21 protein-coding genes and 1 pseudogene are annotated in these 26,325 nt (G+C 39.7%); 17 read left to right on the top strand and 5 right to left on the bottom strand.

Features of this window, described 5'->3' with window-relative positions; genetic code table 11:
• Positions 1-92 precede the first annotated feature (92 nt).
• Positions 93-998, top strand: coding sequence for a DUF350 domain-containing protein (locus tag MASE_RS13240; RefSeq protein ID WP_014950251.1), 906 nt, complete (start codon positions 93-95; stop codon positions 996-998).
• A gap of 45 nt (positions 999-1,043) precedes the next feature.
• Here the strand turns inward: MASE_RS13240 and MASE_RS13235 are convergent, their stop codons facing one another.
• Positions 1,044-1,391 carry a GIY-YIG nuclease family protein gene (locus MASE_RS13235; protein WP_014950250.1) on the bottom strand — a complete coding sequence of 116 codons (348 nt, stop codon included), beginning with the start codon at positions 1,389-1,391 and terminating at the stop codon, positions 1,044-1,046.
• Positions 1,392-1,629: 238 nt separating this feature from the next.
• On the opposite strand from MASE_RS13235, the pseudogene MASE_RS13230 reads away from it, so the two are divergent.
• A pseudogene (locus tag MASE_RS13230) lies at positions 1,630-2,693 on the top strand (XrtA/PEP-CTERM system-associated ATPase).
• A 154-nt stretch (positions 2,694-2,847) separates the two neighbouring features.
• Here MASE_RS13230 and MASE_RS13225 read toward each other — a convergent pair.
• The 4 genes from MASE_RS13225 to MASE_RS13210 are packed head-to-tail and all read right to left on the bottom strand — an operon-like array spanning position 2,848 to position 7,675.
• Complete coding sequence (locus MASE_RS13225) at positions 2,848-4,524, bottom strand: porin family protein (protein WP_041693818.1); 1,677 nt, start codon at positions 4,522-4,524, stop codon at positions 2,848-2,850.
• A complete protein-coding gene (locus MASE_RS13220) occupies positions 4,493-5,443 on the bottom strand; it encodes an XrtA-associated tyrosine autokinase (RefSeq protein ID WP_014950248.1) in 951 nt (316 codons plus the stop codon). Before MASE_RS13220 ends, MASE_RS13225 begins: the two co-directional genes overlap by 32 nt.
• Positions 5,443-7,011 carry an XrtA system polysaccharide chain length determinant gene (locus tag MASE_RS13215; RefSeq protein WP_014950247.1) on the bottom strand — a complete coding sequence of 523 codons (1,569 nt, stop codon included), beginning with the start codon at positions 7,009-7,011 and terminating at the stop codon, positions 5,443-5,445. The genes MASE_RS13220 and MASE_RS13215 overlap by 1 nt, the downstream gene beginning before the upstream one ends.
• A 31-nt stretch (positions 7,012-7,042) precedes the next feature.
• On the bottom strand, positions 7,043-7,675 hold the full coding sequence (locus MASE_RS13210) for an XrtA/PEP-CTERM system exopolysaccharide export protein (protein ID WP_014950246.1): 633 nt from the start codon (positions 7,673-7,675) through the stop codon (positions 7,043-7,045).
• A gap of 149 nt (positions 7,676-7,824) precedes the next feature.
• Between MASE_RS13210 and MASE_RS13205 the strand changes: the two genes are divergently transcribed.
• The 15 genes from MASE_RS13205 (at position 7,825) to MASE_RS13135 (ending at position 26,313) form a co-directional block, all read left to right on the top strand.
• Complete coding sequence (locus tag MASE_RS13205; protein ID WP_014950245.1) at positions 7,825-9,237, top strand: TIGR03013 family XrtA/PEP-CTERM system glycosyltransferase; 1,413 nt, start codon at positions 7,825-7,827, stop codon at positions 9,235-9,237.
• A 2-nt stretch (positions 9,238-9,239) separates the two neighbouring features.
• Positions 9,240-10,076: an XrtA system polysaccharide deacetylase gene (locus tag MASE_RS13200; protein ID WP_014950244.1), complete on the top strand. Its 837-nt coding sequence runs from the start codon at positions 9,240-9,242 to the stop codon at positions 10,074-10,076.
• Positions 10,057-11,547 (top strand): exosortase A, encoded by a 1,491-nt coding sequence (xrtA, locus tag MASE_RS13195; RefSeq protein WP_014950243.1) that lies wholly within the window; start codon positions 10,057-10,059, stop codon positions 11,545-11,547. Before MASE_RS13200 ends, xrtA begins: the two co-directional genes overlap by 20 nt.
• Positions 11,548-11,551: 4 nt before the next feature.
• Positions 11,552-12,361 carry a glycosyltransferase family 2 protein gene (locus MASE_RS13190; RefSeq protein ID WP_148275226.1) on the top strand — a complete coding sequence of 270 codons (810 nt, stop codon included), beginning with the start codon at positions 11,552-11,554 and terminating at the stop codon, positions 12,359-12,361.
• Between the two features lie 5 nt (positions 12,362-12,366).
• A complete protein-coding gene (gene asnB, locus MASE_RS13185) occupies positions 12,367-14,292 on the top strand; it encodes an asparagine synthase (glutamine-hydrolyzing) (protein ID WP_014950241.1) in 1,926 nt (641 codons plus the stop codon).
• Complete coding sequence (locus MASE_RS13180; protein ID WP_041693529.1) at positions 14,270-15,409, top strand: glycosyltransferase family 4 protein; 1,140 nt, start codon at positions 14,270-14,272, stop codon at positions 15,407-15,409. Before asnB (MASE_RS13185) ends, MASE_RS13180 begins: the two co-directional genes overlap by 23 nt.
• 102 nt (positions 15,410-15,511) lie before the next feature.
• Positions 15,512-16,804: a putative O-glycosylation ligase, exosortase A system-associated gene (locus tag MASE_RS13175; protein ID WP_014950239.1), complete on the top strand. Its 1,293-nt coding sequence runs from the start codon at positions 15,512-15,514 to the stop codon at positions 16,802-16,804.
• Entirely contained in the window at positions 16,791-17,576 is a 786-nt protein-coding gene (locus tag MASE_RS13170; protein ID WP_014950238.1) for a hypothetical protein, read from the top strand. The genes MASE_RS13175 and MASE_RS13170 overlap by 14 nt, the downstream gene beginning before the upstream one ends.
• A gap of 7 nt (positions 17,577-17,583) precedes the next feature.
• Positions 17,584-19,059 (top strand): oligosaccharide flippase family protein, encoded by a 1,476-nt coding sequence (locus MASE_RS13165; RefSeq protein WP_041693527.1) that lies wholly within the window; start codon positions 17,584-17,586, stop codon positions 19,057-19,059.
• Complete coding sequence (locus MASE_RS13160) at positions 19,056-19,871, top strand: hypothetical protein (RefSeq protein WP_014950236.1); 816 nt, start codon at positions 19,056-19,058, stop codon at positions 19,869-19,871. The genes MASE_RS13165 and MASE_RS13160 overlap by 4 nt, the downstream gene beginning before the upstream one ends.
• Positions 19,868-21,190 carry a Coenzyme F420 hydrogenase/dehydrogenase, beta subunit C-terminal domain gene (locus MASE_RS13155; protein ID WP_014950235.1) on the top strand — a complete coding sequence of 441 codons (1,323 nt, stop codon included), beginning with the start codon at positions 19,868-19,870 and terminating at the stop codon, positions 21,188-21,190. Before MASE_RS13160 ends, MASE_RS13155 begins: the two co-directional genes overlap by 4 nt.
• On the top strand, positions 21,191-22,300 hold the full coding sequence (locus tag MASE_RS13150) for a polysaccharide pyruvyl transferase family protein (RefSeq protein ID WP_014950234.1): 1,110 nt from the start codon (positions 21,191-21,193) through the stop codon (positions 22,298-22,300).
• A 9-nt stretch (positions 22,301-22,309) separates the two neighbouring features.
• Positions 22,310-23,224 carry a hypothetical protein gene (locus tag MASE_RS13145; protein WP_014950233.1) on the top strand — a complete coding sequence of 305 codons (915 nt, stop codon included), beginning with the start codon at positions 22,310-22,312 and terminating at the stop codon, positions 23,222-23,224.
• A gap of 1 nt (position 23,225) precedes the next feature.
• Positions 23,226-25,130 carry an asparagine synthase (glutamine-hydrolyzing) gene (gene asnB, locus MASE_RS13140; protein WP_014950232.1) on the top strand — a complete coding sequence of 635 codons (1,905 nt, stop codon included), beginning with the start codon at positions 23,226-23,228 and terminating at the stop codon, positions 25,128-25,130.
• Positions 25,114-26,313 carry a glycosyltransferase gene (locus MASE_RS13135; RefSeq protein WP_014950231.1) on the top strand — a complete coding sequence of 400 codons (1,200 nt, stop codon included), beginning with the start codon at positions 25,114-25,116 and terminating at the stop codon, positions 26,311-26,313. Before asnB (MASE_RS13140) ends, MASE_RS13135 begins: the two co-directional genes overlap by 17 nt.
• The last annotated feature ends 12 nt before the right edge of the window (positions 26,314-26,325 follow it).

The raw sequence follows: 26,325 nt of genomic DNA, 5'->3' as shown, positions 1-26,325 counted from the left end.
ATGAACGCTATTCAATTAGCCATCACTGATTTTTCGAAACTACATCAAAAACTAATCAGAAGAACTTTGTGTGTTCAAGGAGTAAAGATAACGTGGAAGCCTTAGTAAAACTAGTACCTCTAACGCAAGAACTGCTGATATATCTCGCTATGGATGTCGCAATTGCGTTAGTACTGCTAATGATTATGAAGTGGCTGACAGGCGCATTTAGGAAATACTCGGTAACAGAAGAACTAGGTGTTAAAGATAACTTCGCATTTGGGATAAGCATTGCGGGAGGCATGCTGTCGTTGTGCATAGTATTGAGCTCGGTTGTTGGCCGTCATATTGGCGTGGGTTATAAAGAAGCGGCGATTGGAATGGTAACTTTCGGCATTGTGGGCATTATATTGGTGAAGTTCGGACGCTTCGCTCACGATAAACTAGTACTTAATAAAGTTGATACGCATGCGATGATTGCCGAAAGGAGTGTGAGTGTGGCGCTGGTTGATGCGGCTAGCTTGGTGGCAAGCGCAATTGTTTTACGCAATATTATGGTGTGGGTTGATGGCAGCGACATGAACGCAATCATTGCTATTGTGACCGGTTTTACCGTAGTTCTGACCATGTTGCTTGTTATGACGCGCATTTTAGAGTTTAGATATGCAAGAGATAATCAAAACGACTCATTTCAAGGGGCGCTAGAGAAGGGCCAGTTAGCACTCGCTATCGAGCACACTGGTAATTTACTTGGAACTGCTATGATTGTGTCGGCAGCGAAGAATTTACTCATTTATAACCCATCAGGCTACGTGAGCAATATAACAGGTTGGCTGATTGTTAGTGTTGGCCTAGCAATCGCACTTCATATTTTGGTACTAGCGAGCAAAAAAATTATTTTATTTGGCATGAATTTCCGGCAGGAAGTCGACCAACAGCATAACGTTGGTGTAGCTGCACTTGGGTTTACCCTTAGCATAGGAAACGCGATGATCATTAACGGTGTTTTAGGCGGGTAGGGGCATACTCTTTTCTGGATAACGAACCTAACGCAACCCAATGTCTTAATCTTCAAATTGGGTTTTCATACACATTAGCTCATTGAGTTGCCCTTTACGAATAATCCCGTTTTTTTGAGGGCGGCTCATTCTCTTTACCTCATATTCAAGCTTTGAGGCATGTGACTTGTCAATCATTTCGAATATGGCTTTAAAGGTCAGTGGTGCCTTACCTTTTAAGGCCTTGGCGCCCCCTTTTAACTCTCCTCGGTGTTGCGCTATGCGGCGCTTGGGGTTAGTGGTAATTCCTGTGTAGAGTTGGCCAAGCTTATTTTCAACTAAGTAGAGATACCACGTAGCTTTTGTACTTCCCTGGTGGGTATTGCCTTCGTTGGCTGGTATACTTTGTGCCAATGTAATTCAATGTATAGAAATTTCTCGTAGCTTTATGTTAGCAGAATTAACTAGTGCTTGTTGACCTTTGCTGTACAACATAGATCAACCAGCCCTAAAGACTCGGCGTAAATATATTACTTCGATAATCGCGCGATGTTGGTTACCATATATACGAGAATAAGCGCGCTGTTTCGAACTCACGTGTTCGCACTCATGTTTTCGAACGCACATTTTTAATGGAAAAACGGTAAATTGCATGTACGAAAGTTATTATGGACTTAACTCGAAACCGTTTCAGTTAACCCCAGATCCAGAATTTTTCTTCGCAAGTAAATGGCACAAACGCGCCATGTCTTATCTACAGTATGGACTTTCTCAAGCTGAAGGGTTCATCGTTATTACCGGCGGAATTGGACCGGGAAAACCACCGTAGCAAACAGCTTACTTGAAGAAATTGAAGACGACATTGCGGCAGCTCAAATAGTTACGCCAAAGCTGTCGCCAGATGAACTGGTAAAAATGGTCGCGTCTAAATTTGATATCCCTACGGAAGGTCGCTCAAAAGCCGATATTTTAAAAGCGCTTGAAATTTTCTTATACGATCTAAACAAAGCGGGTCGCCGCGCCTTACTATTGGTTGATGAAGCGCAAAACCTTCCGTTAGAGACCATTGAAGAACTAAGAATGCTGAGTAACTTTCAGCTGAACGGCAAACCGTTGATTCAAAGCTTTTTGCTGGGGCAAGAAGAATTACAGCCTATTCTACGCGCACCGAATATGGAGCAATTTAGGCAACGTATTGTGGCGTCTTGTCATCTCGCTCCGCTTTCGTTGGAAGAGTGCAAAGAATACATTGAGTACCGATTGCACCACGCGGGATGGAATGGCTCACAGTTATTCAGTGAAGAGGCGTTTGAACGAATTCACATGTTCTCTCGCGGTATTCCTCGCAAAATTAATACCCTAATGGATAGGGTAATGCTCTATGGCTTTTTAGAAGAACTAGAGAGCTTTGACGCGGACGCGGTAAACGAAGTAATTGAAGAAGTAAAAGCAGAGATGTTCGAGCCTGATAAAACGGGCGCGGAAGTGACGGAGCATATGGGATTTGCTGACCACCCTGAAAGCCAAACTATCATGACACCTAAAGGCAATGTTATTCGCGACACCAAATACTACTTGGACATGTTAGCAGAATTAGTTGATGCTTTAGATGACGCCATTTCACAAAAAGTGAAAATGACGCAATACGTTGATAAGCTTATGAAAAAGAAGTTCAAAACGTATGTCCGACTTAAGAGTGATGATAAAAAAGAGTGAGGATAATAAAGAGTGATACTTTCTTTGTAGCCACCATCATTTGATAAACAAAAAAAGCGCCTTTTTACTAACGTAAAATCGGGCGCTTTTTTTTGAGTTTAGTTGACTAGTACTGCCTACAAACTACAACCGGTAGATTGAAAAAGTCAGTGAATTAGTCATAGGTGTAGGTAATAGAGGCGCTTAAGCGTCTGTCAGTATAGTTGTTACCAAACTGAGATATGCCCGTATTCAAATCCCCCTCTTGTTTAAGGTACCTAGCATCAATACTTGCTTTTAACCGGCGACCGAACTCTCTTTCTAAACCAATGGATGCATTCCAGTTGTCGCTTTCGCCTCTGAATACGTCTTCTGCACTCTGACCTGTGATATTGGCGTAGTTAATACTGCTAGTTATGTTGGTATAGCTACCAATTTTATAGGCTACGTTTGTACCGAAAGAGTAGGTGCGTCTTAGTCTATCTTCGTCTAAGTAATCATCTTCGGCATATCGCCAAGAAAAAGCGAGGGTAATTCTAGAAAAGTCATAACCTGCTTGAAAATTTGCACTTTTTCGCAGAATGATGTTGTCGTCAAACTCTAGATTTTGAGAAGTAAGCTGCACCAATTGCTCTCCCGCGGAGGGTGTATAACTTAAGCTATTGGGCTGAAAACAATCAGCAATGGATGTCGACGAAGTTGGGCAAACAAACACGCCTAAGTTCTCTGGATCAGCTAACAAGCGAGAGGTGTTAGTAACGTCTTCCGAATAGCTGAACGAGGTTCGTAAGTACTTAGAATTATATCCGATTGTTGCTGAGGCAGATTCCCCATAAAAGCGACGTCCATATGTTGCAGCGATGCGAGTTCGGGTACTTAGTGCCCATTGCAAATCAACGCCTATGAATGTCTCACCATCATCTTCTTCTAAATCAGACTCACTCTTATTGGCCGTCAGTGATATATAACGATTCTCAGCTTGACGGTAAGTTAAACCGGCACCGTAAGAATTAAACTCTCTAACTAAGCTATTGGTGTCGTCTCTGTCAGATATTTGGTTTGCCTCGTGCCTGGCGGTTATACGGATAGCCCAGTCACCATAAATTCGAGTGTCTATATAACCATTAGCGGTTCTCGACTCAAAATCACCACTGTTTGCTTGGCCTCGTTCGGTATTTTGATAAGTGCCGGTTACTGACCAGATGAAGTACTTAGCTTCATCACCATTAATTAAGTTACCAGTAAGCTGATAGCTATCATTGTCTAGAGCGTTATTGTTAGTTAGAGAGCGCTCAGATGCGGTGTCGGAGTATGACGCCGTGCCTTGCCCCCTTACCCAGTCGCCTTGATCTAGTGTAAGCGTAGAAGATAGTCGATTCGAGCGAGTTTTCGCCAAACTGTCAGAGTTTGCAATAAAATCACTTATTAAAAAGTTTGCTGAATTGGTATTTTGGTAATTTAAAGCCCCAGCCGCTTGAAAGGACAGTAAATTTTCAAAAGGTACCCATTGCGCTGAATAGCTGTACTCTGCGTAATCTTGGCGCTGGCTCGCATCGTCGTTATCGCGCTCAAGATGGGTGTAGGTACCAGACCATAACCCTTGAAATGTTCTTGTTTGATAAGTTGCGTTTACTTTTGGCGCTACAGTCACCGTGGTAAGTGAACGGTTGCCATTTTCCTCAGTATCGACACTTTGGTAGATGGTATCGGCTGTGGCAACAGCATTAACGTTAAGCTTTGCAAAAGCCGGTAGACTTGTTGCGACGGCTGCAGCAACAAGTGTCGGCTTTATTATTCTTCTTTTAGGCATTGTATTGCGCCTATTCGCTGCGCTCTGAGTAATAATACCCATAATATCCGCTTCCATCGGTGTCGTTATGTACAGACTTGTTCACTACAAATCCTATGGCCATTTCCGGGTTCAATCGCTCTACAGACATTTTAATATCGCCTATCTTCGCTTTGCCCTCTTCAACAACAACAACCGCTTGGCCAGCGAAATTAGCGAGAATCGCACTCTCGTTTATACCAATAAGAGGAGGCGTATCAAAAATAACTATTCGGTCTGGGTATCTGTTAGCAAATTCATTAACAGTGTCATGCATTTTTTGACTTGCTAGCAGTTCGGTAGACAAATGGTGAGATTTTCCAGCAGGAATTATTTTCAGCTTATCGATGTTGGTTGGGTACAGCACATCTGAAATATCGTCAACGTCCCCGGTCAAGTATTCCATTAGCCCTTTACGACGCTCTAACCCTAAAGTATTTAACACATTAGGCTTAAGCACATCGGCATCCACTAGCAGTACGGTTTTATCCTGCTCCGATGCGATACTCATTGCCAAGTTGGTTGCAGTGAATGTCTTCCCCTCAGAAGGGCGACTACTGGTAACCATAATAATGTTCGGGTTGTGAAGGGTTTTCGCTAGTGAACCAAAGGCATTGGCTAAAAGCTTACGCTTTATTTCGCGGTACTCTTCATTAATTTGCTTTCTCTCACCGTTTAGCGAAATATGCCCATTTTTATCAAGACGGGCAAAATCGATAACAAATTCGTCGAGTGGAGATTTCTTATTGATAAATTCTTTTTCATCAGCGAGCACGGTTTCAGCAGGAAGCTCTGCGGGTGCAGGTTTGTCAATTGATACCTTCGACTCTTCAGGCACGTTTGAATGATTAGCGTCTTCAAGCTTTTCTGTAGACGAAGTCTTTTGACTTGCTGCTTTCGCCTCTTTTTGTTTTTGAAGTGCCTTCTCAATTGTATTTTTCATTAAAGAAGCCCTCCAAATAAATCTATATTCATAACTTCAGCGGCGACCAAGGCGCTATACATTGCCAGGATAGTACCACTGGAAAGCAGAAATACTAAAAGACGGTTTCGATTAGTCTTGTTTATCTGTTCGATATTCAAATGAGTTACCGTTCCCCATATAGGGTAATCCGACACATTGAGTAACTGCTTAGGTCTAATCAAGATAGGGTTAAGTTGGCTTATAAGAAAGGCGATACCAATTCCCGAACCAAAACCCAATATTAATACGGCGGTGTAAAAAATGAGTCTATTGGGGCCTGAAGGGCGCTTTGGAAGAAGCGGGGGCTCGATAATTCTAAATTGAAGGTCTTCTGCTGACACGTCAGCTCTTCGAGATAAATCTGCTGATTCTTTCCGTGATAATAGTTCTTCATACTTACGTTTTGTAACATCATAATCTCTATTCAATGCAGAAGATTCGGCTTCTATTTGCGGTATGAGGTCTACTTTACTTTCAAGTTCGCTTATTTTTCTTTGTAAATCAGTTTCTTTCACACGCAGTGAAGCGATCTGGCTTTCCAATCTACTAGCTTCAAGTTTAATTTCTCTATTGAGCTCTGAAAGCGGTGCATTATTGCCATCTTCTTCGTTACTCAAAAATGCTTCAATTTCTTTTTCTCGAGATTGCTCAAGACTAGATAGCAGAGCTCTGGTCTCTACAACGTCTGGGTGTGCGTCAGTAAAGCGAAGTGTGAGGCGATCCAATTCCTCTTCAAGCGACCTTATACGGTCGTCATATCTAGTTCGAAGCGTTGGCTCTTCTTGATTAGTAACTCCAAAACTATCATTGCGTTTTGCGTTGCTAATTTGTTTATTCAACGAATCAGTTTGCTGTTGGGTTTGCTTTATCTGAAGGCGTGTCGACTCTAATTCGTTATTTAAATTCTGAAGGCTGGAATAATAAGTGCCTGCTAAAGGCAGAATATCATTATATTGACGTTTGAAGTTGGCCAAACGCTGCTCTGCCTCAGTTAGCCTCGATTCATACTCGGAGATTTGTTCATCTAGAAAGCGGCCTGCCGTATCTGTGTCTTTTCTGTTGTTACCTAAAGCGCCTTCTACGAATAGATCCAAAGTCTCTTGAACTACTCTTTGAGCAACAGAGGGAAGTTCATTGGAAAATGAGATATTGTAGATATTGTCCCTTCCGGTTGATGACAATTTTATTTCGTCTGATAATTTAGTGACCAAAGTTTCAAATTCTAGTTCTGAAGCAGTTGTAATATCTAAATCACTTTCTCTGGCAATTTTCTCAACATTACTTCTACTTAGCAGTGTTTTAGCCATCATCTGAATTTCTTGGTCGGGGTTTGTTTGAATCGCTAGCCCGCGAAGTAATGGTTGCAACACCGATCGAGTATCTACGAACACTTGGGCTTTTGAAGAGTAGACATCGGGAAGGCTGGCAACATATAAAAAGCCAATAGGGCAGATAAGCCATGAAAAAATAATCACGTAACGCTTTTTAATCCAAACCCCTTTAATGTAATCAAGAATTTGGATTAGCGTTTGTTGTAAGTCCTGCATTTTATTATTTGTTCCGTTTACTGCTTTACAACTAGAACCAAGCTTCTGGAATAATTACAATATCACCAGGTAGCATATCGACATTTTTTGAGATATCACCATCTCTAATCAAATCGTCAATGTTTATTTCGAACGTTTTTTGTTTTCCGGCGATTACTCGAACCAGTTTCGCGTTATTTCCGTCTGCAAATTCCGTTAAACCACCTACGGCTATCATTAAATCCAGTAACGTCATGTGCTCGGAGTAACTTACAGCACTTGGATTTGTAGCTTCACCAATCACGCGAACCTGTTCACTCAAAGGACCAGTGAAATTGTTCACACTTACCGTCACTCTCGGGTTGTTTATGTAGGTAGAAAGCTGTTCTTCTATTTCCCTTGCAAGCATTGTTGGTGTTCTACCAGCCACATCAATATCTTCCACTAGAGAAGTGGTCACCTTTCCGTCCGGTCGAACAATAAAATTGCCAGAAACCTCTGGGTTTCTCCAAACAAAAATAGTTAGGGAATCACCTGGGCCAATTAAATATTGGTAATCATTAACATTGGTAGTTAGTGAAGGTCGGGTAGTTGCTTCAGGCAGGATGCCAGTGTTACTGCAACCATTAAGACCGATAAGTAAAAGTGGAGCACAGCACGTTATTAGTTTTTTAAAGCGGAACATAAGAGATCATCCTACACTCATTATGGTTAATTTATGGCTTTTGCCGTTTACCCTACGGTAAATGTCACTATAATGCCAATAACAATTGTAGTCTATTGGAATAAATCCCTTTATGATGGGAAAAACGCCGCAGTTTTAGGGGGCCAGGGGTGGCAGTAAACAAGCGCAATCAAAATAAACGCTCAAATATACTAGTAATAACAGAAGCGTTGCTCATTGCTTACATGGGCTATATTTCTCACTTTATCCTTACGCAAATTGGAATGTCGCCAAATGTGGCGGTGGAAAAACTGATAATCAACGTAGGAATGCTTACAGTTTCAATATTGTTGTGTTCGTTATCCGTTGGGTTGTATGAAGCGAAGTTAAGAGAAACTTTTCGGGGGATCATCCGTCGCATATTCGTAAGCGTGGGACTGAGTTATTTTTTAGTCGAAGTGCTAAGTCGAGCATTTTTTGATGACTTGGTTATGGATTCTTATTTCCTGCCGGCATCGGTTTGTTCAATTATTATAACCTTAGTTGTTTTCAGGTATTTCACAAACCGTCTTGGCTTGTTAGGCCTAGGGAAAGTGCGCATATTAGTCCTTGGGGCAGGGGAAAGAGCTTCAATTATTGAAAAGCGTATGCGCAGAGATGTGGATAGAATTGGGTTTGAGCTTGTAGGGTTCATCCCAATTCCAGGAGACAATCGCGAAGACGGAATTCGAAAAGAGAAGATTATTCATCTTAAAGTAGACGAGAGTTTTCAACAGTTCATTGCAGATAATGAAATAGAAGAAATAGTCATTGCTTGCGACCAACGTCGTGGAACGCTTCCTGTAGAAGTGCTTTTTGACTGTCGGCTTAGAGGCATAGAAGTTACCGAGCTATTGGATTTCATGGAACGTGAAACAGGGCAAATTGTGGTAAACCTTATGTATCCTAGCTGGGTCATTTATTCGAATGGGTTCCAAAGCCAGAACTACTTGCGAGATGCCCTCGACTATACACTTAACGCTATTTTAGCTTTCCTGATTTTTCTTTTCGTTTGGCCAATTATGCTCACAACGGCGCTGATTATTTACCTTGATGATGGCCGAAGAACAGGCGTGTCAGTTTTTTATAAGCAAGAGCGAGTAGGATTAAACGGAAAGCTTTTTAAAATAATTAAATTTAGAAGTATGCGACCTGATGCAGAAAAAGATGGCGCTAAATGGGCGAGTAAGAACGATGATCGTGTTACCCGTATTGGACATTTCATCAGAAAATACCGCGTTGACGAATTACCACAGCTTTTAAATGTGTTTAAAGGTGAAATGGCATTTATCGGACCTCGCCCAGAGAGACCGCAATTTGTAGAGCAGCTAGTACGCGAAGTGCCTTATTACAATCAGCGCCATAATGTTAAACCTGGTTTGGCTGGGTGGGCACAGCTTAATTACCCTTACGGCGCCAGCGTTGAAGATTCTATGGAAAAGCTCAAGTTTGATCTTTACTACGTAAAGCATCAAAGTTTACTACTCGATATTCTCATTCTAATTCGTACAGTTGAAATTGTATTGTTTGGTAAAGGGCGATAAGTATGAAGTTAGATAATCGCCTTAATGCAATGACTGTAGACGTAGAAGACTACTTTCAGGTTTCAGCTTTTGAAGACGTAATAGCAAAAGATAGCTGGGACTCTCAGCAACTAAGAGTTGGGAAAAATACACATCGTCTTTTAGATTTGTTTGCTGAACACAATGTCAAATCAACTTTCTTTACATTGGGTTGGGTTGCGAAGCGCTGCCCCGATGTAATTAAACGGATTGTAAATGAAGGCCATGAATTAGCTAGTCATGGACTTGAACATCAACGTGCGACAACAATGTCTAGATCACAGTTTGATAAAGACGTTTATGAAAGCAAAGCTATTTTAGAGGATGTAAGTGGTACGGCTGTTAAAGGGTATCGAGCACCAAGTTTTTCAGTTAACGATACCAATACGTGGGTTTATGAAGTGTTAGCAGAACAGGGGTTTGTTTATTCTTCAAGTACTTATCCCATTATGCATGACCTCTATGGTGTACCTGATTGGCCACGGTTCAAACACCAACGTGATGAAGGAATTATAGAAATTCCTATACCCACTATTAGAAAAAAGGAAGCTAATGTCGGAATAGGAGGCGGTGGCTTTTACAGACTGTACCCTTATTGGCTTTCTAAAAAGCGCATTATGGCATTCATGGAACACGAAACTGCACCATACAGTTTTTATTTTCATCCTTGGGAAATAGATCCTGAGCAGCCTTACGTAAATGATGCAAATTGGCGCTCCAAATTCAGGCATTACATCAACCTTTCAAGAATGGAATCTAAAATTGAAATGCTGTTAAAGGATTTTAACTGGGGTAGCATGTATGACGTTTACATCAAGTGATGCACCAAGAGAAGTTTCTAGAGTTACAATAGCGCCTGCGCATGCAGGCAGCCTAGCTTTTTTAACGTTCTTTTGGTTTTTTGCTTACTTCTATACTTTTGAACGCATTGTAACAACATGGTTTGAATCGACCACATTTGAACATGCAGTATTAATTGCACCCATTGCGGTCTGGCTAATATACCGCAAGCGGTTTGCTTTCGCGCTTGCGCGTAGAAGTCGGGTAGACGCTTGCTTAGGGTTGCTTGGGCTATTGTGTGCGGCAGTAGCCTTCATTATCGGTAAGTTATCACTGATAAATGCCCTGCAACAATTTGCGCTCATGTCTATGCCTCTTTTCTTTATTTGGAGTGTTTTTGGTTTAATTACATTAAAGCATCTACTATTCCCACTTTTCTTTTTGATTCTTTCAGTACCATTTGGCGAGTTTATGATTCCGCATCTGCAAGAGGTGACGGCAGACTTAACGGTAATAATGCTTAAGTTAGTAAATGTTCCAGTTTATCGAGAGGGCTGGTATCTACAGATACCAGAAGGCCTTTTCCACGTTGCTGAAGCGTGCAGTGGTATTAGGTTTCTTTTCTCCACTATTACTATAGGGCTACTCATAGCACACCTTGAAATTCGCTCACGCATAAAGCAAGTTGCGTTCATGCTGAGTGTAATAGTTATTCCAATTTTAGCGAATGGTATGCGTGCATTTATAATGGTTTACATTGGACATGTAAGCAATATGCAAGCCGCAGTTGGTTTTGACCACCTTGTTTACGGATGGGTATTCTTTTTCTTTGTTACGGCATTGATACTCATGTTCTCAAGGCTTTTTTATGATGGTAAAAAGTTACCTAGAGTTAGCGATGAATCAGCAAAGCTAAGGATCCCTAAAAAGCGCTTCTTAGCCAGTTTCTTAATTATTGGTTCGGCGCCGTTATTCATGCTTATTTTCAGCAGTCAGAAGACATTTGCTCTTGCCAGCCAAACAGTCGAAGAACAAAACTCTAGCGTCATATCTTTGTTTGCAGGTTGGCGGCCTATTTATTCGGGCTATGACGAATATCGAACAGAAACACTTTCCATAAAAGGTGAAATGGTAGTTTTTCATGAAATCAAATACTTAACTGAGGGTGAGAAAAAAGAGCTGCTAACATGGAGTAACAGAGCCTACGACCCTGAAGTATGGTCTGTTGCTAAATCTGAAGTTCTCGAACACAAATATGCAAACGAGCGAATTCATTACAAATATCTGGTGCTAAAAAATGGAATAGGTAAGTCAATTAACTTGGTTTATCTTTGGAAAGTTGGTAACGAATTTTCTGCAAACCCGATAAAGGTAAAGAGCTTACAAGTACTTAGCAAATTAGCGCTAGATGACTTCGGAGGTAAAGCATTATATGCTGCAAGTACAGAAAATGTATCGCAAGAACGCCTGATTGAAGTACTTCTAAAACAAGAACAACAAAAGAGTGAGTAAACAAGTGGATATTTCAGTAGTAATTCTGTCTTTTAACTCTGAACAGCATATCAGTAAGTGCTTAACCGCTCTTTATGACGCGTTACAAAGTGCAGAATTGATCGGCGAGGTTTTTGTCGTTGAAAACGGGTCGGTGGATAATTCACTTGAATGTATAAATCAATACGCTGACAAGTTTGGTAGTGCACTTCATGTAATAAATCTTGGTGAAAACACCGGTACAACATTTTCAAGAAATCAAGCATTAAAGCGAGCATCAGGCAAACACGTGTTGGTTTTAGATTCGGATGCTTATGTTAACGCAAAAGCACTTAAGCGATTAATCAGCTATTTAGATCAAAATAAGCAAGTAGGCTTAGCTGTGCCGAAAGTGACTTACGCATCAGGTAATTTCCAACTTTCGTGCGACAAGTTTCCTACGCTATGGGGTAAAGCAAAGCGTTTCCTATTTTTGAAGAAGATGGAACAGAAACCCAGTGACTTATCTTTAGTCAGCGCTCCCCAAGCGGTTGATTATGCTATATCTGCATGTTGGATGTTACCCAAGCACGTGGTAGATAAGGTGGGAATGTTAGATGAAAAGATCTTTTATTCTCCAGAAGATGTTGATTACTGCATTCGTATTTGGGAGGCTGGCTTCCAAATTCATTACGTCCCTGACGTATCTGTAATACACGACGCGCAGGAGTTATCGCGTGGGTTTAAACTCAATAAATTCCACTTTTCGCATCTTGCGGGCATTTTTTACCTTATGAAAAAGCATAGATATTTCTGGGGTTTAAATGGACTCTACAAGCGAATTCAAAGGAGATAGCTTCCGTGTGTGGCGTAGTAGCTTGGGTAAAAGCGACAACTGACGGAAAAGTCGACGAGTCTACTTTGCGTTCAATGACTGAAACTCTTCACCATAGAGGCCCTGATGGTGAAGGATTCTATATTGATAGCAGTGTGGGGTTAGGACATAAGCGATTATCAATTCTAGATGTTGAAAATGGTAAGCAGCCTATCGAAAGTGACGGTATTGTCTTAAGTTACAACGGAGAAATTTATAATTTTAAGCAATTAAAAATTGAGCTAGAGAGTTTAGGCCACGTTTTTGCTTCGCAGTGCGATTCAGAAGTTTTGTTATTTGCTTGGAAAGAATGGGGAGCATCTGCGGTTCAGAAACTGCGAGGTATGTTTGCATTTATCATTTACGATAAGCCTCGAAACAAAATATTTGTAGCCAGAGACCGTTTAGGAATTAAACCATTACACTGGGCAAAAACGACGCAAGGAGACTTATTATTTGCGTCTGAACTAAAAGCCATTACTGCGCATCCTGATATTGAAAAACATTTGAACCCCTGTGCCATAGAAGATTTTTTCTCGCTAGGCTATGTGGCCGATCCCAAAACCATCTTTAAAGATATTTTCAAGTTGCCACCAGCGCATGTTATTACGATAGATTTAAGTACACGTGACAGTGAAGTTGCGCCAGAGTGTTATTGGAATATAGAAGACTTCGTGTCTGATGACATAACTTGCGAGAAAGACATAAATGAAGATTTTTCTCGACTAACGGAAGAAGCTATTAGTCTTCGCATGATAGCTGACGTGCCTTTAGGTAGTTTTCTCTCAGGTGGAATTGACTCTTCGGTTATCTCTGCTGTTATGCAAAAGCACTCTAAAGTACCTATCAATACGTTCTCAATTGGTTTCGATTTATCGAAGTACGACGAATCTTTTTATGCAAAACAGTTAGCCAAGCAGTTGGGCTTTAAGCATTTAAACACCAGTGTTTCAATTAATGACTTAACCTTTATGGAAAAGCTTGTTGATATTTATGACGAGCCGTTTGCTGATAACTCAGCAATTCCAACTTTTATACTGTCAGGTGTCGCAGCACAGCACGTGAAAGTCGCACTATCTGGCGATGGAGCAGATGAGCTGCTCTATGGATATCGTAACCATAAAATGCTGTGGGTTGAGGAAAAAATTCGTAAGTGCTTGCCTGACGGCGTGCGCAGAAAAATGTTTGGTACATTAGCGAAACTCTATCCAAATTTAAAAACTGCACCAAAGTTTTTGCGTGGTAAAACTACGTTAAGTGCTTTAGCTGGTAGTGCCATTGGTAGCTACCACAATGCGATTTCAATTACACATCAAAACGAATTGTCACGACTTTACTCTGCGAAGTTAAAAGCGCAATTGAAAGGTTACAGTAGTTTAAGCCTATTTAACGATATAGCCAAAAAATGCAGATGCACTAACAGCCTTAAAGCAATACAGCTTATAGACTTCAAGACCTACCTTGCAGGCGGTATTCTTACCAAAGTAGACCGTGCAAGCATGAAAAATTCACTTGAAGTGCGCGTACCCTATTTAGATCATCATCTGGTTGAACGCACGCTGGCAGCGGCTCCATCACTCAACCTATCAATGACCCAAACCAAGCGACTATTGCTCAATGGCTTCAAGCACTTGCTTCCGCCGTTCGTAACCAAGCGAAAAAAAATGGGATTTTCATCACCTATTGATGAGTGGCTTCGACAGATCCCCAAAGAGAGTTTGAAAAGTAAACTTTCAGAGGGGGCATTGGCGCAAACTGGGCTATTTTCTCAAGACGGTATCAGCATACTGCTAGATGAACATCACGAGCGTGGTCACGAGCATGGGATGACTATTTGGTCACTTCTTATTTTTAACGCATTTTTAGAAAAACACTTTGGAACACAAGAAAGTGAAAATATTGTATCACCATAGAATTGCCTCGAAAGACGGACAATATGTTCATGTTGAAGAGCTCACAAACGCACTTTTAGAACAAGGGCATGAACTTCATTTTGTGGCGCCACAAGTAAACGAAAATGCAGAATTTGGTGGTGACGGCGGTTTTGTTAGTAAACTGAAAAAAGCGCTGCCACATGCGTTGTATGAAATTATTGAGCTTGCTTATAGCATGTGGGTGTTTATAAAACTGGCTGTTGCCATTATTAAGTTTAAACCCGATGTGATTTATGAACGTTACAATTTGTATCAGCCCGCGGGTGTATTGGCAGCAAAGCTTTTCAACGTGCCATTGATACTAGAAATAAATGCACCACTCGTGGAAGAGCGAAGCAGGTACAGTGGACTCGCACTAAAGAGCTTTGCCCAAAAAATTGAAAATTTCACGTGGACAGGGGCCGACTGCTGTTTGCCTGTGACTAACGTGCTTGCCGATTATGTACGAGCGGCGGGTGTGCCCGATAGCAAAATAGAGGTTATTCACAATGGAGTGCGTCAGTACTTTATTGATGAAATGCTTGCGCAGCCAAATATTGAAGAAAAAGCACAAATAACGATTGGTTTTACTGGTTTTATCCATCCGTGGCACGGAATGGACAAAGCAATTGAAGCTATTGCCGAGCATAAAGAGTTACCACTTAAACTGGTATGCATTGGCGACGGTGCCATTTTACCTCAACTAAAAGCTCAAGCGGAGGAACTGGGTATCGCCGATAAAGTTGAGTTTAAAGGCCTTGTTTCCCGAGAAAAAGTGCTTAACTTCGTAAAAGATTTCGATATTGCACTTCAGCCAGATGTCACGTCTTACGCATCGCCCCTAAAGATGTTCGAGTATATGGCCGTTGGAGCGCTGATTATTGCGCCTAGAACGCCTAATATTGAAGAAATATTAAGTGACAACACTGCATTGTTCTTCGAAAAAGGAAATCAACAGGCCTTCAAAGAGACATTAACCGAAGCTATTACCCATTACACCAAACATATCGCGAAGCGAAGCGCAGTAAAACAGAGCGTGGTAGATAAAAGGTTTGTTTGGCAAGAAAACGCGAAGAGAGTGATAATCCTTGGTAAGGAGTTAAGGTGTTATCAATAGGTCTTTTACTACTAAGTGCTTTTGCGACAATTTATTATTTGACTATTGCGGCAAAAGAAGATGCTGAAGAGCAAAATAGCCACGAGGTGAAAAAGAAATGATATGAGGGATATTGTATTTTTTCTTATTTTCTTTCCGTTTGTATTACTGGCTTTGAGGCACCCTTTTATAGGGCTATGCGCATGGGTATGGACAATAACAGCAGTCCCAAAAAATGAATTATTTGGATTTGCAGCTGAACTTCGATATGCATATTTTTTAGCCCTAATTACTGTTATATCGATGGTAATAAACCGTGATAAGTTGAAAACAGGTTTACACAGCAATCTCTTTTTTATAATGGTTCTCTTTTTAATACAGACTGCAATCAGTAACTCTATGACTATGAGTTACAGCTTTGCTTCTTGGGCGGTATGGAATGATTTTTTAAAAGCCATCATTTTCTGTGGTCTTATATTATGCTTGATGACCACAAAGACTAGAATACATGCATTACTTTATGCATACGTATTCGGAATCGGCTTCAATATCGTCGCTGAAGCTTCAAAGTTCGTTCTCACTGCCGGTACATATCCCTTCCCAGGCATAAAAAACTCTATGATGACAGACAATAATCTTTTCGCTCTAGCAATAATTATGTCGCTTCCTATTAGTTTGTACCTATTATCGACATCAAACAGAAAATTTTTTAAATTAGGAACGTTAGGGATAAGTGGCGCTTCACTCGTAGCGGTAATTGGCTCTTTCTCTCGGGGAGGGTTTGTTGGGTTGATTATTGTAATGTGGGAAACATTTTGGAAGTCTAAATATAAATTACTTATGCTATTCGCAGGAACAGTTGTGCTAATAGCCGCCATAAGCGTTTCTTATTCCAGTTGGTCAAGCAGAATGGGAACAATAGAAAATGCCGCACAGGATCAGTCTTTTATGGGGCGCGTTACTGCCTGGAAGTTGGCAACTCTTGCAGCTATAGATAATCCTGTATTTGGAGTAGGCCAAGATAGTATGCAATATGGGCATGTTTGGGCGTACTATTATAGAGATATAAATAAATTCGATTTTGTTTCCACTTACAATACAGCAATTGACAATCCGAAAGCTGCTCATAGTGTTTATTTTCAGGTGTTGGGAGATGCAGGCTTTGTAGGATTGTTCCTCTTTTTATTATTACTTTTTAAAGGATGGCGGCTTTCAGCTTATTTATCCAAAAATAGTGGCCAAGATTGGATACGGCGACTTAGTAAAGCTATTAAAACATCGCTCATTGCCTACGCAGTTTCAGCTAGTTTATTAAGTATGGCATATTACGACATACTTTATATGCTATTGGCAGTGTTAGCGTGTTTGCAGCGAATAGACTCAAAATCGAAGGTAGAAACCAGTGTTAATATTTAATGTTCCTATAAAGGCAAGTGATTCTTTTCGCATAGTTGCCGATTGGATAAGCAATCTAGTGATCAAACCAGTTAAAAAAAATGCCAATGCTAAGTTTCACTTCGTATATTTTTCATATAAGCCAGATTTTGATTATTTGAACTTATCAATACAGTCGCTGGTAAATCATATTGACAGTGAAAAAATTGGCAGTGTTAATCTTTTTGTAGATCAAAAAGCGCCTTTCAATACAAATCAAATAGATAAGTTGAAAAAAATATGTCCTAAACTTGCGATACATAGGGTTTATGAGTTTGCTTGGGCGTCGACCGAGACAACGATGGCAGAGATCACATCGTTCCTAAAGGTATGTGAGAACGCGGAGGAACACGACTTCATTGTTAAGGTTGACTCGGATATTCTATTCTTTCGTAATAAGCGTTTAAGCCGCATGTTAACCAGTAAATATGACGCAGTTGGTGACGGTCACCACCTACAATATAAGTATGCTCAAGGCGGCCTTTATATGATACGTGCTGCTGTTATCAGAGATGTCTTTAATACGATTGAGAAAAAACACGTAAAAGAAGTTGAACTCCATTGTGGAACTAAAGGGGAGGATAGAGTGATATCCACACTTTTAGCACAAGCTGAAAGCCCTTTCTATTTAACTCGCCTTATGCTTTTTCCTGATGAATATAAAATTATGAAAAAACTGCCAAAATTAGTGCGTTGGGAATTTTGTGCCAAACATTTCGTGAAAGACAAGCATAATATGTCGAAGTCGTCTTAAACTAAGCATGAGAAATTTAAATTCAGTAGCGAAGAACTCTGCCATTATAGGCGTAACCAGAATGTCGGCTAGATTGTTAGGACTTTTGGGAACTATTTTCGTAGCTAGAATTCTGAGTCCAGAGGATTATGCAGTCATTGCTGCGTGTATGGTTGCTCAGGATCTGGGGTTGAGGTTGCAAGAGATTGGTATAGGACAGAATGTTACAACGAAAAAATATATATCTGATGATTTTCTTGGTTCGCTATTTGTGGTGAAAGCTACTATCGGTTGTTTGTTAACAATCAGCATTTTTTTTACTTCTAATACAGTATCAACTTGGCTAGGAGAGCCAAATGTAAGTATGGTTCTTAAGGCGTTGTCTTTCATTTTCGTAATTCAATCGCTTTCAAATATAAACTTAGTAGTTGAAACAAGAAACCAAAACTTTTCGCCATCTATGAAGGTAACCATTATTACGAAAGTAATTTCGGTTTCTGCGACTCTCTTGTTCGCATTGCTGTTCGAAAATTATTGGGCTCTTGCCCTTGGAATGCTTATTGCTGCCTTCGTATCAACTCTTCTAAGCTATGTGTTTTCAGCTCCCTACGTTCCTCGTTATTTTTCATTAAAGGAAGTCAAAAGTATTTTTTCTTTTTCGAAGTGGTTTACAATTAATCAGTTAGTTGAGTTTTTTAACGCAAAATCGGGAATAGTTGTACTTACAAAATATTTTGAGGCAAAAATTGTCGGTTTTTTTACCATCGGATTAGAGATATGTATGTTGTTTTCTTTAGAGATAACTAAGGCTATCGACAGCGCGAATCAAGTATCTTTGAGCAAGCTAAAACGTTCTACATCTGAAAGCGACTTTTCCAATATCCTATTATTGAATTTATCTCAAACAACGATCATTAAATCATTTTTACTTCTTCCTGTGTACTTAACATTTTTCTTTCATTCAGAGTTCGTAGTATTAGTTCTGTTGGGAGAACAATGGCTGGAGCTTGCCCCATACTTCAAATATTTCGCTTTAACCTCCTTAGTTATAGGTCTATCGGAATCATTCTTTAAACCAATAACAATCTATCGAGTACCTCAAAAGCTAATAATTATAAGTTCAATTATTTTAATTTTACGTTTAATAGTTTTAACTATTGCAGTAGCGTATTCAGATCCACTGCTAATTGCATATGGAAGTATTGTTATTCAACTTATAAGACTAGCAATTTTTATAGAAATACTGAAAAAACTTGCGAGTCTTAGATTTAGTAGTATAGCCAAAGTTTTAACTCAAATTCTTCCTCCATTTTTAATATTTTTATTTTTCAATTATTCATTTTTTTCGATAAGCCAATATTCTCTAATTAATATTATTTTATCTAATATTTCCGGCATTGCAGTATTTCTTTTTTTCTGCAAAGCCGCAAAAGGCTCACAATTCAACTTCATTTATATTAAATTGATTGAACAGTTACGCTACCCTAGCAAGGATGTCCGATGAAGAAAAAAAATTTACTATTTACCTCTTTTGGAGATCAAAGTGTTATATCAAGTTGGTGTGGCAACGGCAGCTTTGATATCTGGGCATGTTATTACGGTGACGAAGAAAATATAAAAGAAGAGAGCATGGTGGACTTTTTTTTTCGGAAGAAAGGCGGAAAGCTTCAAAACTTTGATTATGCGATTAAAAATTATAGCCAGAAACTGATGGAATATGATTCAATCTTATTGGCTGACGATGATATAATAATTTCTCGTTCAGAGATTGAATCACTTTTTGAGATTCGAAATAGATATGCTTTCAAAGCGATGCAGCCTGCCTTTGACCTAAGAGGTAAAATAAGTCATCCACCAACCAAAGTTAAGTTATTTAGTCATTATAGGACAACAAATTTTATCGAGATAACCTTTGTATTATTCGAAAAAAACGCGCTGTTTGAATTTATGAAATATTATAGACCTGAAGTTAACTGTTGGGGTGTAGATTGGTGGTTTTCTTACTTCATAAGAAATAAATATGGAGATAACTCGTTGGCGATAGTAGATAGTATAAAATGCCTCAATCCACACGATGCAATGAAAAAAAATGGCAGTGAAATAGCTAAGTTAGCGTCTCTTAAATCGTTGGCTGAAAATTGGGCAAGATTTCAAGAGAAAAATAATATAGTGACAGATTATAAAAATTATAAAATATATCACTCGGTTGCCAAGTATGATTTTATTCAAACAATGAAATACATTGAAATGGTTTTCGGTTTTTATCTTTTCAGAGCGAAAAATATGTTCAAGAAGTTTTTAGGTATAAATCAATGAGCTTGTCAAACGTTTTAGATGGCGATTTTTGCATAGGGTGTGGAGCGTGTAAATCCCCACTAGGCGATAAAGTTGAAATAACTATTCAAGATAGCGGTTTCTATAAGGCAAGGATTAAAGATAACCTTTCACAGCAAGAGAGAGTCTCAGCAGACGCAGTATGCCCCGTTTCTAAATCTAGTGAAGATGAGCTTGGATTAAAACTCTTTGGCCGTCTTCGGCACTCTCAAAAAATAGGTTTCTACAGTAGTGTTAAGATTGGGCATGTGCTAGCGAAGAAAGAACGAATGAATTCTAGCTCTGGCGGTTTGACTACATGGTTTGCAGAAAAGCTATTGTTGAAAGGGTATATTGATTCTGTTGTGCATGTTGGAGCTGCTGAGGGGGCACTTTTTAATTACACAATCTCTCGCAGTGCAGATGAGTTAAGGCAGCCAAGACGTAAGAAATCAAGATATTATCCAGTCACCTTTGAAGGCTTAATTAAGTATCTAACAAATACAAAAGACAAAGTTTTATTTATTGGAGTTCCATGCTATGTAAAGGCGATTAGACATCTACAAGAATTTATGAAAGTAGATAGCGTTAAATTTGCTTTTTCTTTGGTATGTGGTCATATGAAATCGACCGGCTTTGCTGAAAATTATGGATGGCAAATGGGTATACATCCTGATTCTCTCGCGGATATAGACTTTCGAGTCAAAAAAGAGGGCTATAATGCTGGCGATTACTTTGTCACCGTAACTGGTTTGGACGGGAAAACACAAACTTCAAGGAATAAATCTCTTTTAGGCAGTAATTGGGGCCACGGTTATTTTAAACACAAATCCTGCGATTTTTGTGATGATTTGGCTGGAGAATTAGCTGATGCGACTTTTGGTGATGCATGGCTAAAAGAGTCTATCAAAGACTTTCAAGGTACGAATATTTTCATTTCAAGAAATCAAGTCATAGACGAAATAATAGAAGAGTTCAAAATGGAAATTTTTACACAAGAATCTTCAGCAGAAGATTTTTATAAGTCTCAGGCTGCCAACTATAGGCATCGAAGAGATGGACTGCCGTTTAGAATTGAAACTGCTTCAAGTTGGACTCCACCCTGCAGGGTTTATTTGTCGGAGGCCGTAAGTAGTTCAAAAAGAAAGCGCTTATACGTTTTTAGACAAAAGTTGTCTCACTACAGTATTCTCTTATTTTCAAAAGCCAAGTACTACAACAGCTATTCGATTTTTTCACGAAGGATGAAATTACTTGGTGTTTATTATGACTACCTTCATTTAGGTACTAAAGCCTTTCTAAATAAAATATTGGGTAAATAGATGAAGTCAAAAATAAATGTCGGTATATTAAATCTTCAACATAGTAATTTTAATTATGGTGCCGTACTGCAAGCAGCCGCATTAGAAAATGCATTAGGTAGGTTAGGCTTTAACGCAATGCATATTAATTTTGTCCCTCAAATAGAACCTACACCACCGTCTACTATTAGGGACTATATTGGAGCCATGTTTCGGCTTTTGTTTTCAAAAAGTTTATTGACTTCTCTTAAAGGCTATCTAGATGGGGCTGGTCCATTCATCAAATTTAGGAAAAAAAATTTGACCTTAACCAATGAAGTTAACTCTAACGATGATTTCATAAAGCTATGTGAGGAATTTGATATAGTGATTGTTGGGAGCGATCAGGTTTGGAGAGTTAGATACACAAAACCGTTTGAAATGTCATATTTCTTAAAAGGTGTCCATGATTCTGTGAAAAGAGTTGCATATGCTGCAAGTTTCGGTGTTGACTTCTGGGAAGCGCCTGAAATTGTTTCAAGTGTCTCCAAAGAGCTGTCAAAATTTAGTGCCATATCGGTAAGAGAGCGTTCGGGTGCAAGTATTTGTAAGGAAAAGTTTAGCTTAAACAGCGAGCATGTTTTGGACCCGACGCTCTTAGTTGGTTCAGATTACTTTTTTGGCCTAATAAACGATAAGTTATATAAGTCCAGTGGAATTGCGTACTACAAGTTGGACATGTCTGCGGAATTTAAAAAAAGTATTGAGTTGCTTTCAATTAATAAAGGGTGCCAGCAAACTAATATCTATTATGATGAAAGCCTTGGCAAAAGGCGTTTTAGAGAGGTCAGCGAGTGGTTGAGTTCAATATATTCAGCAAAGGTTGTTGTAACTGATTCTTACCACTGTATTTGTCTTTCTATAATTTTTGAAAAGGATTTTATTTGTATTGCAAATGAAAAACGAGGTATTACTCGTTTAGCTAGTTTATTAGAAAGCCTGGAACTCGAAGATAGAATTTGTTTTGACGATAATGATTTGGTGCTACATTATCAAAAGCTCAGCCCGATAGATTACAAACGAGTGTCTGCAAGTTTAGATAAGATGCGCGTAGATTCGTTTGAATATCTTCAATCAAGCCTTGAACTTTAGGAGTTGATGATGTCAAAGTTTTCTAACCTGAAGTCCAATTTAATGCATAAATATTTTGATTGGGACGTCAAGAATGCACTGGGGCTTAAAGCTATAAATCGGGTAGAAGGTCGTCATGAAGACCTATGTGTACTCTCGATGTTATGTAAAAGGGATTTCTATCAATATCTAATTTCTATCCACAGTTTTGCTTCTCTATTTAATCCTGAGAAAATTGTTGTTGTTAATGATGGGTCGCTAGAGAGATGGCACGTCGCTCACTTAAAATCCTTTATTGATGATGTCGTTATACTAAACGGCACCGACTTCGTTGATAAGCGTGTTCCAACGTACACATCTTGGCGCCGCATGCTCGCCATAGAAAGTTTTGTGAGCAGATACTATGTGATTCAGTTAGATGCTGACCTTTTATCACGTCATAATCTTAGTGAAGTAAAACATGCTTACCAGAACAATTACTCATTTATTTTGGGCACAGAGTGTGAAAATTTGAGTACATTAGGTGAGGCTAAACAGGCAGCAATTGACAGAAATCAACCTACTAACGGGCATGTACAGCATCAATCTGAACTAAATTTAGATGCGCTACATAAAATTGGATTCTCCCATTATGTGAGAGGTTGCGCAGGTTTTGTGGGTTATGCAAAAGGATCGTTTAGTAAAGATACGTTAATTCGAATAAGTAACTGTATGTTTTCACGAATTGGAGAAAAATGGCGTGAGTGGGGTTCGGAGCAAACCGCGGCTAACATGATGATATCGAACATGCCAGGTGCTAAAGTTCTCCCGCTTTCTTACTACGGTAGCGTGGCCCGTTATACGCGCGAACTTAAGCTCATACATTTTTTAGGAACCTGGCGTTTTCAAGGGCTTTTATATAATAAGCTAGCGAAACAGTACATTTCAGAAAACTTGAAGAAATAATATGTGCGGAATATTAGGTACGTTAAATTTTACCAATGCAGTGGATGCAGAACGTATTGCAATCATGCGAAACACCATGTCGTATCGTGGCCCAGACAGCAACGGATTGTGGGTGTCAGACAATGGTTATTGTGGGTTAGCTCATCTACGATTGAGTATATTAGATCCCACTCCGGCAGGCCATCAACCTCGGGTAGATGAAAGCGGCCGTTTTGTTATTTCGTATAATGGCGAAGTGTATAACTATATTGAAATTAGAGCCGAGCTCGAGCAAAGAGGCTATACGTTTGTAACCGGTACCGATACCGAGGTTATTTTACAAGCTTACGTAGAGTGGGGAAAAAGCTGTTTAAGCCGTTTTAACGGCATGTTCGCTATTGCAATATTTGATAACGAAACACAAGAATTGTTTCTGGCCCGAGATCGCTTGGGGATAAAGCCCGTTTATTACTATCAAGGTGCTAACGAGCTTATTTTTGCCTCTGAAACTAAAGCTATATTAAAAGGTCTAAGTGTCCTCCCAGAGTTAAATGTTGAGTTAATCGACGACTACATGAGTTTTGGCTATATTCCTGGCGAAAATACGCTTCATAAAGGCATTAAGCGCCTAATGCCAGGCCATTACGCCATTGTGAAGAATGGCCAACTAACAACAACACGGTGGTGGGATCTCGAGTTTAATAACGTTGAAGATAAGGGATTTGACTTCTATGTAAATGAAAGCAAAGCGTTACTTGAAAGTGCGATAGACCTTAGGCTTCGCAGTGACGTCCCTCTCGGTATTTTCTTAAGTGGTGGTATAGACTCTAGCGCAGTTGTTGGACTACTTGCTGATAGAGTAAAAGAACCCCTAAAAACATTCTCGATAGCTTATGACTTTGGTAAGAACTACGACGAAACGCAGTATGCAAGAATGGTTGCAGAGAGGTTTGGTACCGACCACCATGAGCTAAAAATTACTCCGCAGCAGTTTGCCGACTTTATTCCTGAGTATATTCATTTAATGGATGAGCCTGTTACCGAGGCTGCTGCTATTTCCCTGTTTTTTGTTTCCAAACTGGCGAAAGAAAAAGTCACAGTAGCACTTTCGGGCGAAGGGTCTGACGAAATATTTGCTGGTTACGACCTGTACCAGTACATGAACGTATTAGAAAAGTACCGTAACGTAGTAGGGCAGTGCGGAACAGAATTTTTTGCAGGTATTTCAAATAAAGTGCTGGGCAAAAGTCATAAGGTCTCTAAATACCTGAATATGGCCACACAACCTATTGAAAAGCGCTACAAAGGTATGTCTACCTACCCAGACGCACAAAAACAAGCGTTGTATAGAGACGACTTCAGCAAACGATTACATTCCGTCAAAGCAGCAATAAATTACGGTGAATTTTCTAAGCAACTGTTTGACAATACTAAGGATAACGACCAGCTAAGCAAAATGCTTTACTTCGATACAAAAACGTGGCTAGTTGACGACTTATTAATCAAAGCCGATCGCATGAGTATGGCAACATCGGTTGAGCTTCGAGTGCCGTTTCTTGATTACAGATTAGTAGAGTTTGCGGCAACTATACCGTCGAAGCATAAAATTAAAAAAGGCGAAGGAAAGTATCCACTTAAAAAGATGATGGAAGGCATTTTGCCCAACGACATTATTTATCGTAAGAAAATGGGGTTCCCCACACCACTTAAACTAATGTTTCAAAACGAGCTTCGGGACTACGCGAAAGACTTATTATTGTCGAATAAAACAAAGCTTCATCAGTTCTTTAAGGTTGAACGCATTCATCAGCTGATAGAAGAGCATAATGCAGATAAGTACGACCATCATAAAATACTATGGCAATTGGTTGTACTCGAAGAGTGGCTTAGGAAAAATTATCACAATCGAGATGCATGTGGACAGTAAAAACGATCACACAGTTCGTAAAAAAATATTGGCGATTAGTTACCTTTTCCCTAACCCAGAAAAACCTAATCACGGCATTTTTGTGTACAACCGCTTAAACGCGATGGCGAAATATGCTGATATTACGGTCATAAACCCTATACCTTGGTCACCCATTCATCTTTTTATCGATAAGTTTAAACACCTGAGCCATATTCCTTCCAGTACACAACGCGGAAACTTGAGCATATATCACCCTAGATACCTATCAATTCCTGGGCACTTTAAAGCGTTAGAAATCTTATCCTATCGAAATGCAGTGAAAAAGGTTATTAAAAAAATTAGATTCGATTTCGATTTAATTGATTTACACTGGACTTTTCCAGACCTCCCCGCTGGGGATTATCTGAGCAATCGTTATCATACTCCTTATCGCGTAACTTTGAGAGGGATGGAAGCTTTTCATCAGCAAGACGGTGATATCAGAGAAAGAACTGTTGCGAAGTACCTAAAAAAGGTAGACAGCATTATCTCACTCAGCGAAGAGATGGCCGACACTGCTGACAGAATTGCAAGTTCACGACACAAAACAAAGGTGGTAAGAAACGGAGTGGATACTGATGCATTTTTTTATAAAGACAAAACGGCCTGTCGCAATAACCTTGAAATTCCAAGCGAGAATAAAGTAATAATAGGTGTTGGCGCACTTATTTATAGAAAAGGGTTTGATGTAGTTATTAATGCACTTAGCCATATCGTTAACACTGAAGCATTACATAACACCCACTTCTATATTCTTGGTGCAGAAGGGGCTGAGGGGGATTACCGTAAAGAGCTTAGAAAGCTGGTTTTTGATTTACAATTGAGTGAACACGTGCACTTCGTTGGTGCGGTACCAAATGAAAAACTTATCGATTGGTACAATGCTGCAGATTTATTTTGCTTGTCAAGCAGGGGGGAGGGGAGCCCGAATGTACTCACAGAGGCTCTAGCTTGTGGGTGTCCTGCATTAGCTACAAAGGTCGGAAGTGTACCAGAAATAATGGCGAGTGAACCAAATCTGGGTAAAGTTGTTAGTCCCGACGATAACCTTGCAATTGTCAATGCGTTAATTATGTTATTACAGCAGGATTTAAACCGTGAAGAGCTAGCTAAAAGCTTTAGAAAATACACATGGGACTGGTGTAGTTTGCAGTGCATTTAAAGCAATCTTGCG

The sequence above is a fragment of the Alteromonas macleodii ATCC 27126 genome (genome assembly GCF_000172635.2).
Classification (GTDB): domain Bacteria; phylum Pseudomonadota; class Gammaproteobacteria; order Enterobacterales; family Alteromonadaceae; genus Alteromonas; species Alteromonas macleodii.
This window is presented reverse-complemented; position numbering and strand designations above follow the sequence as displayed.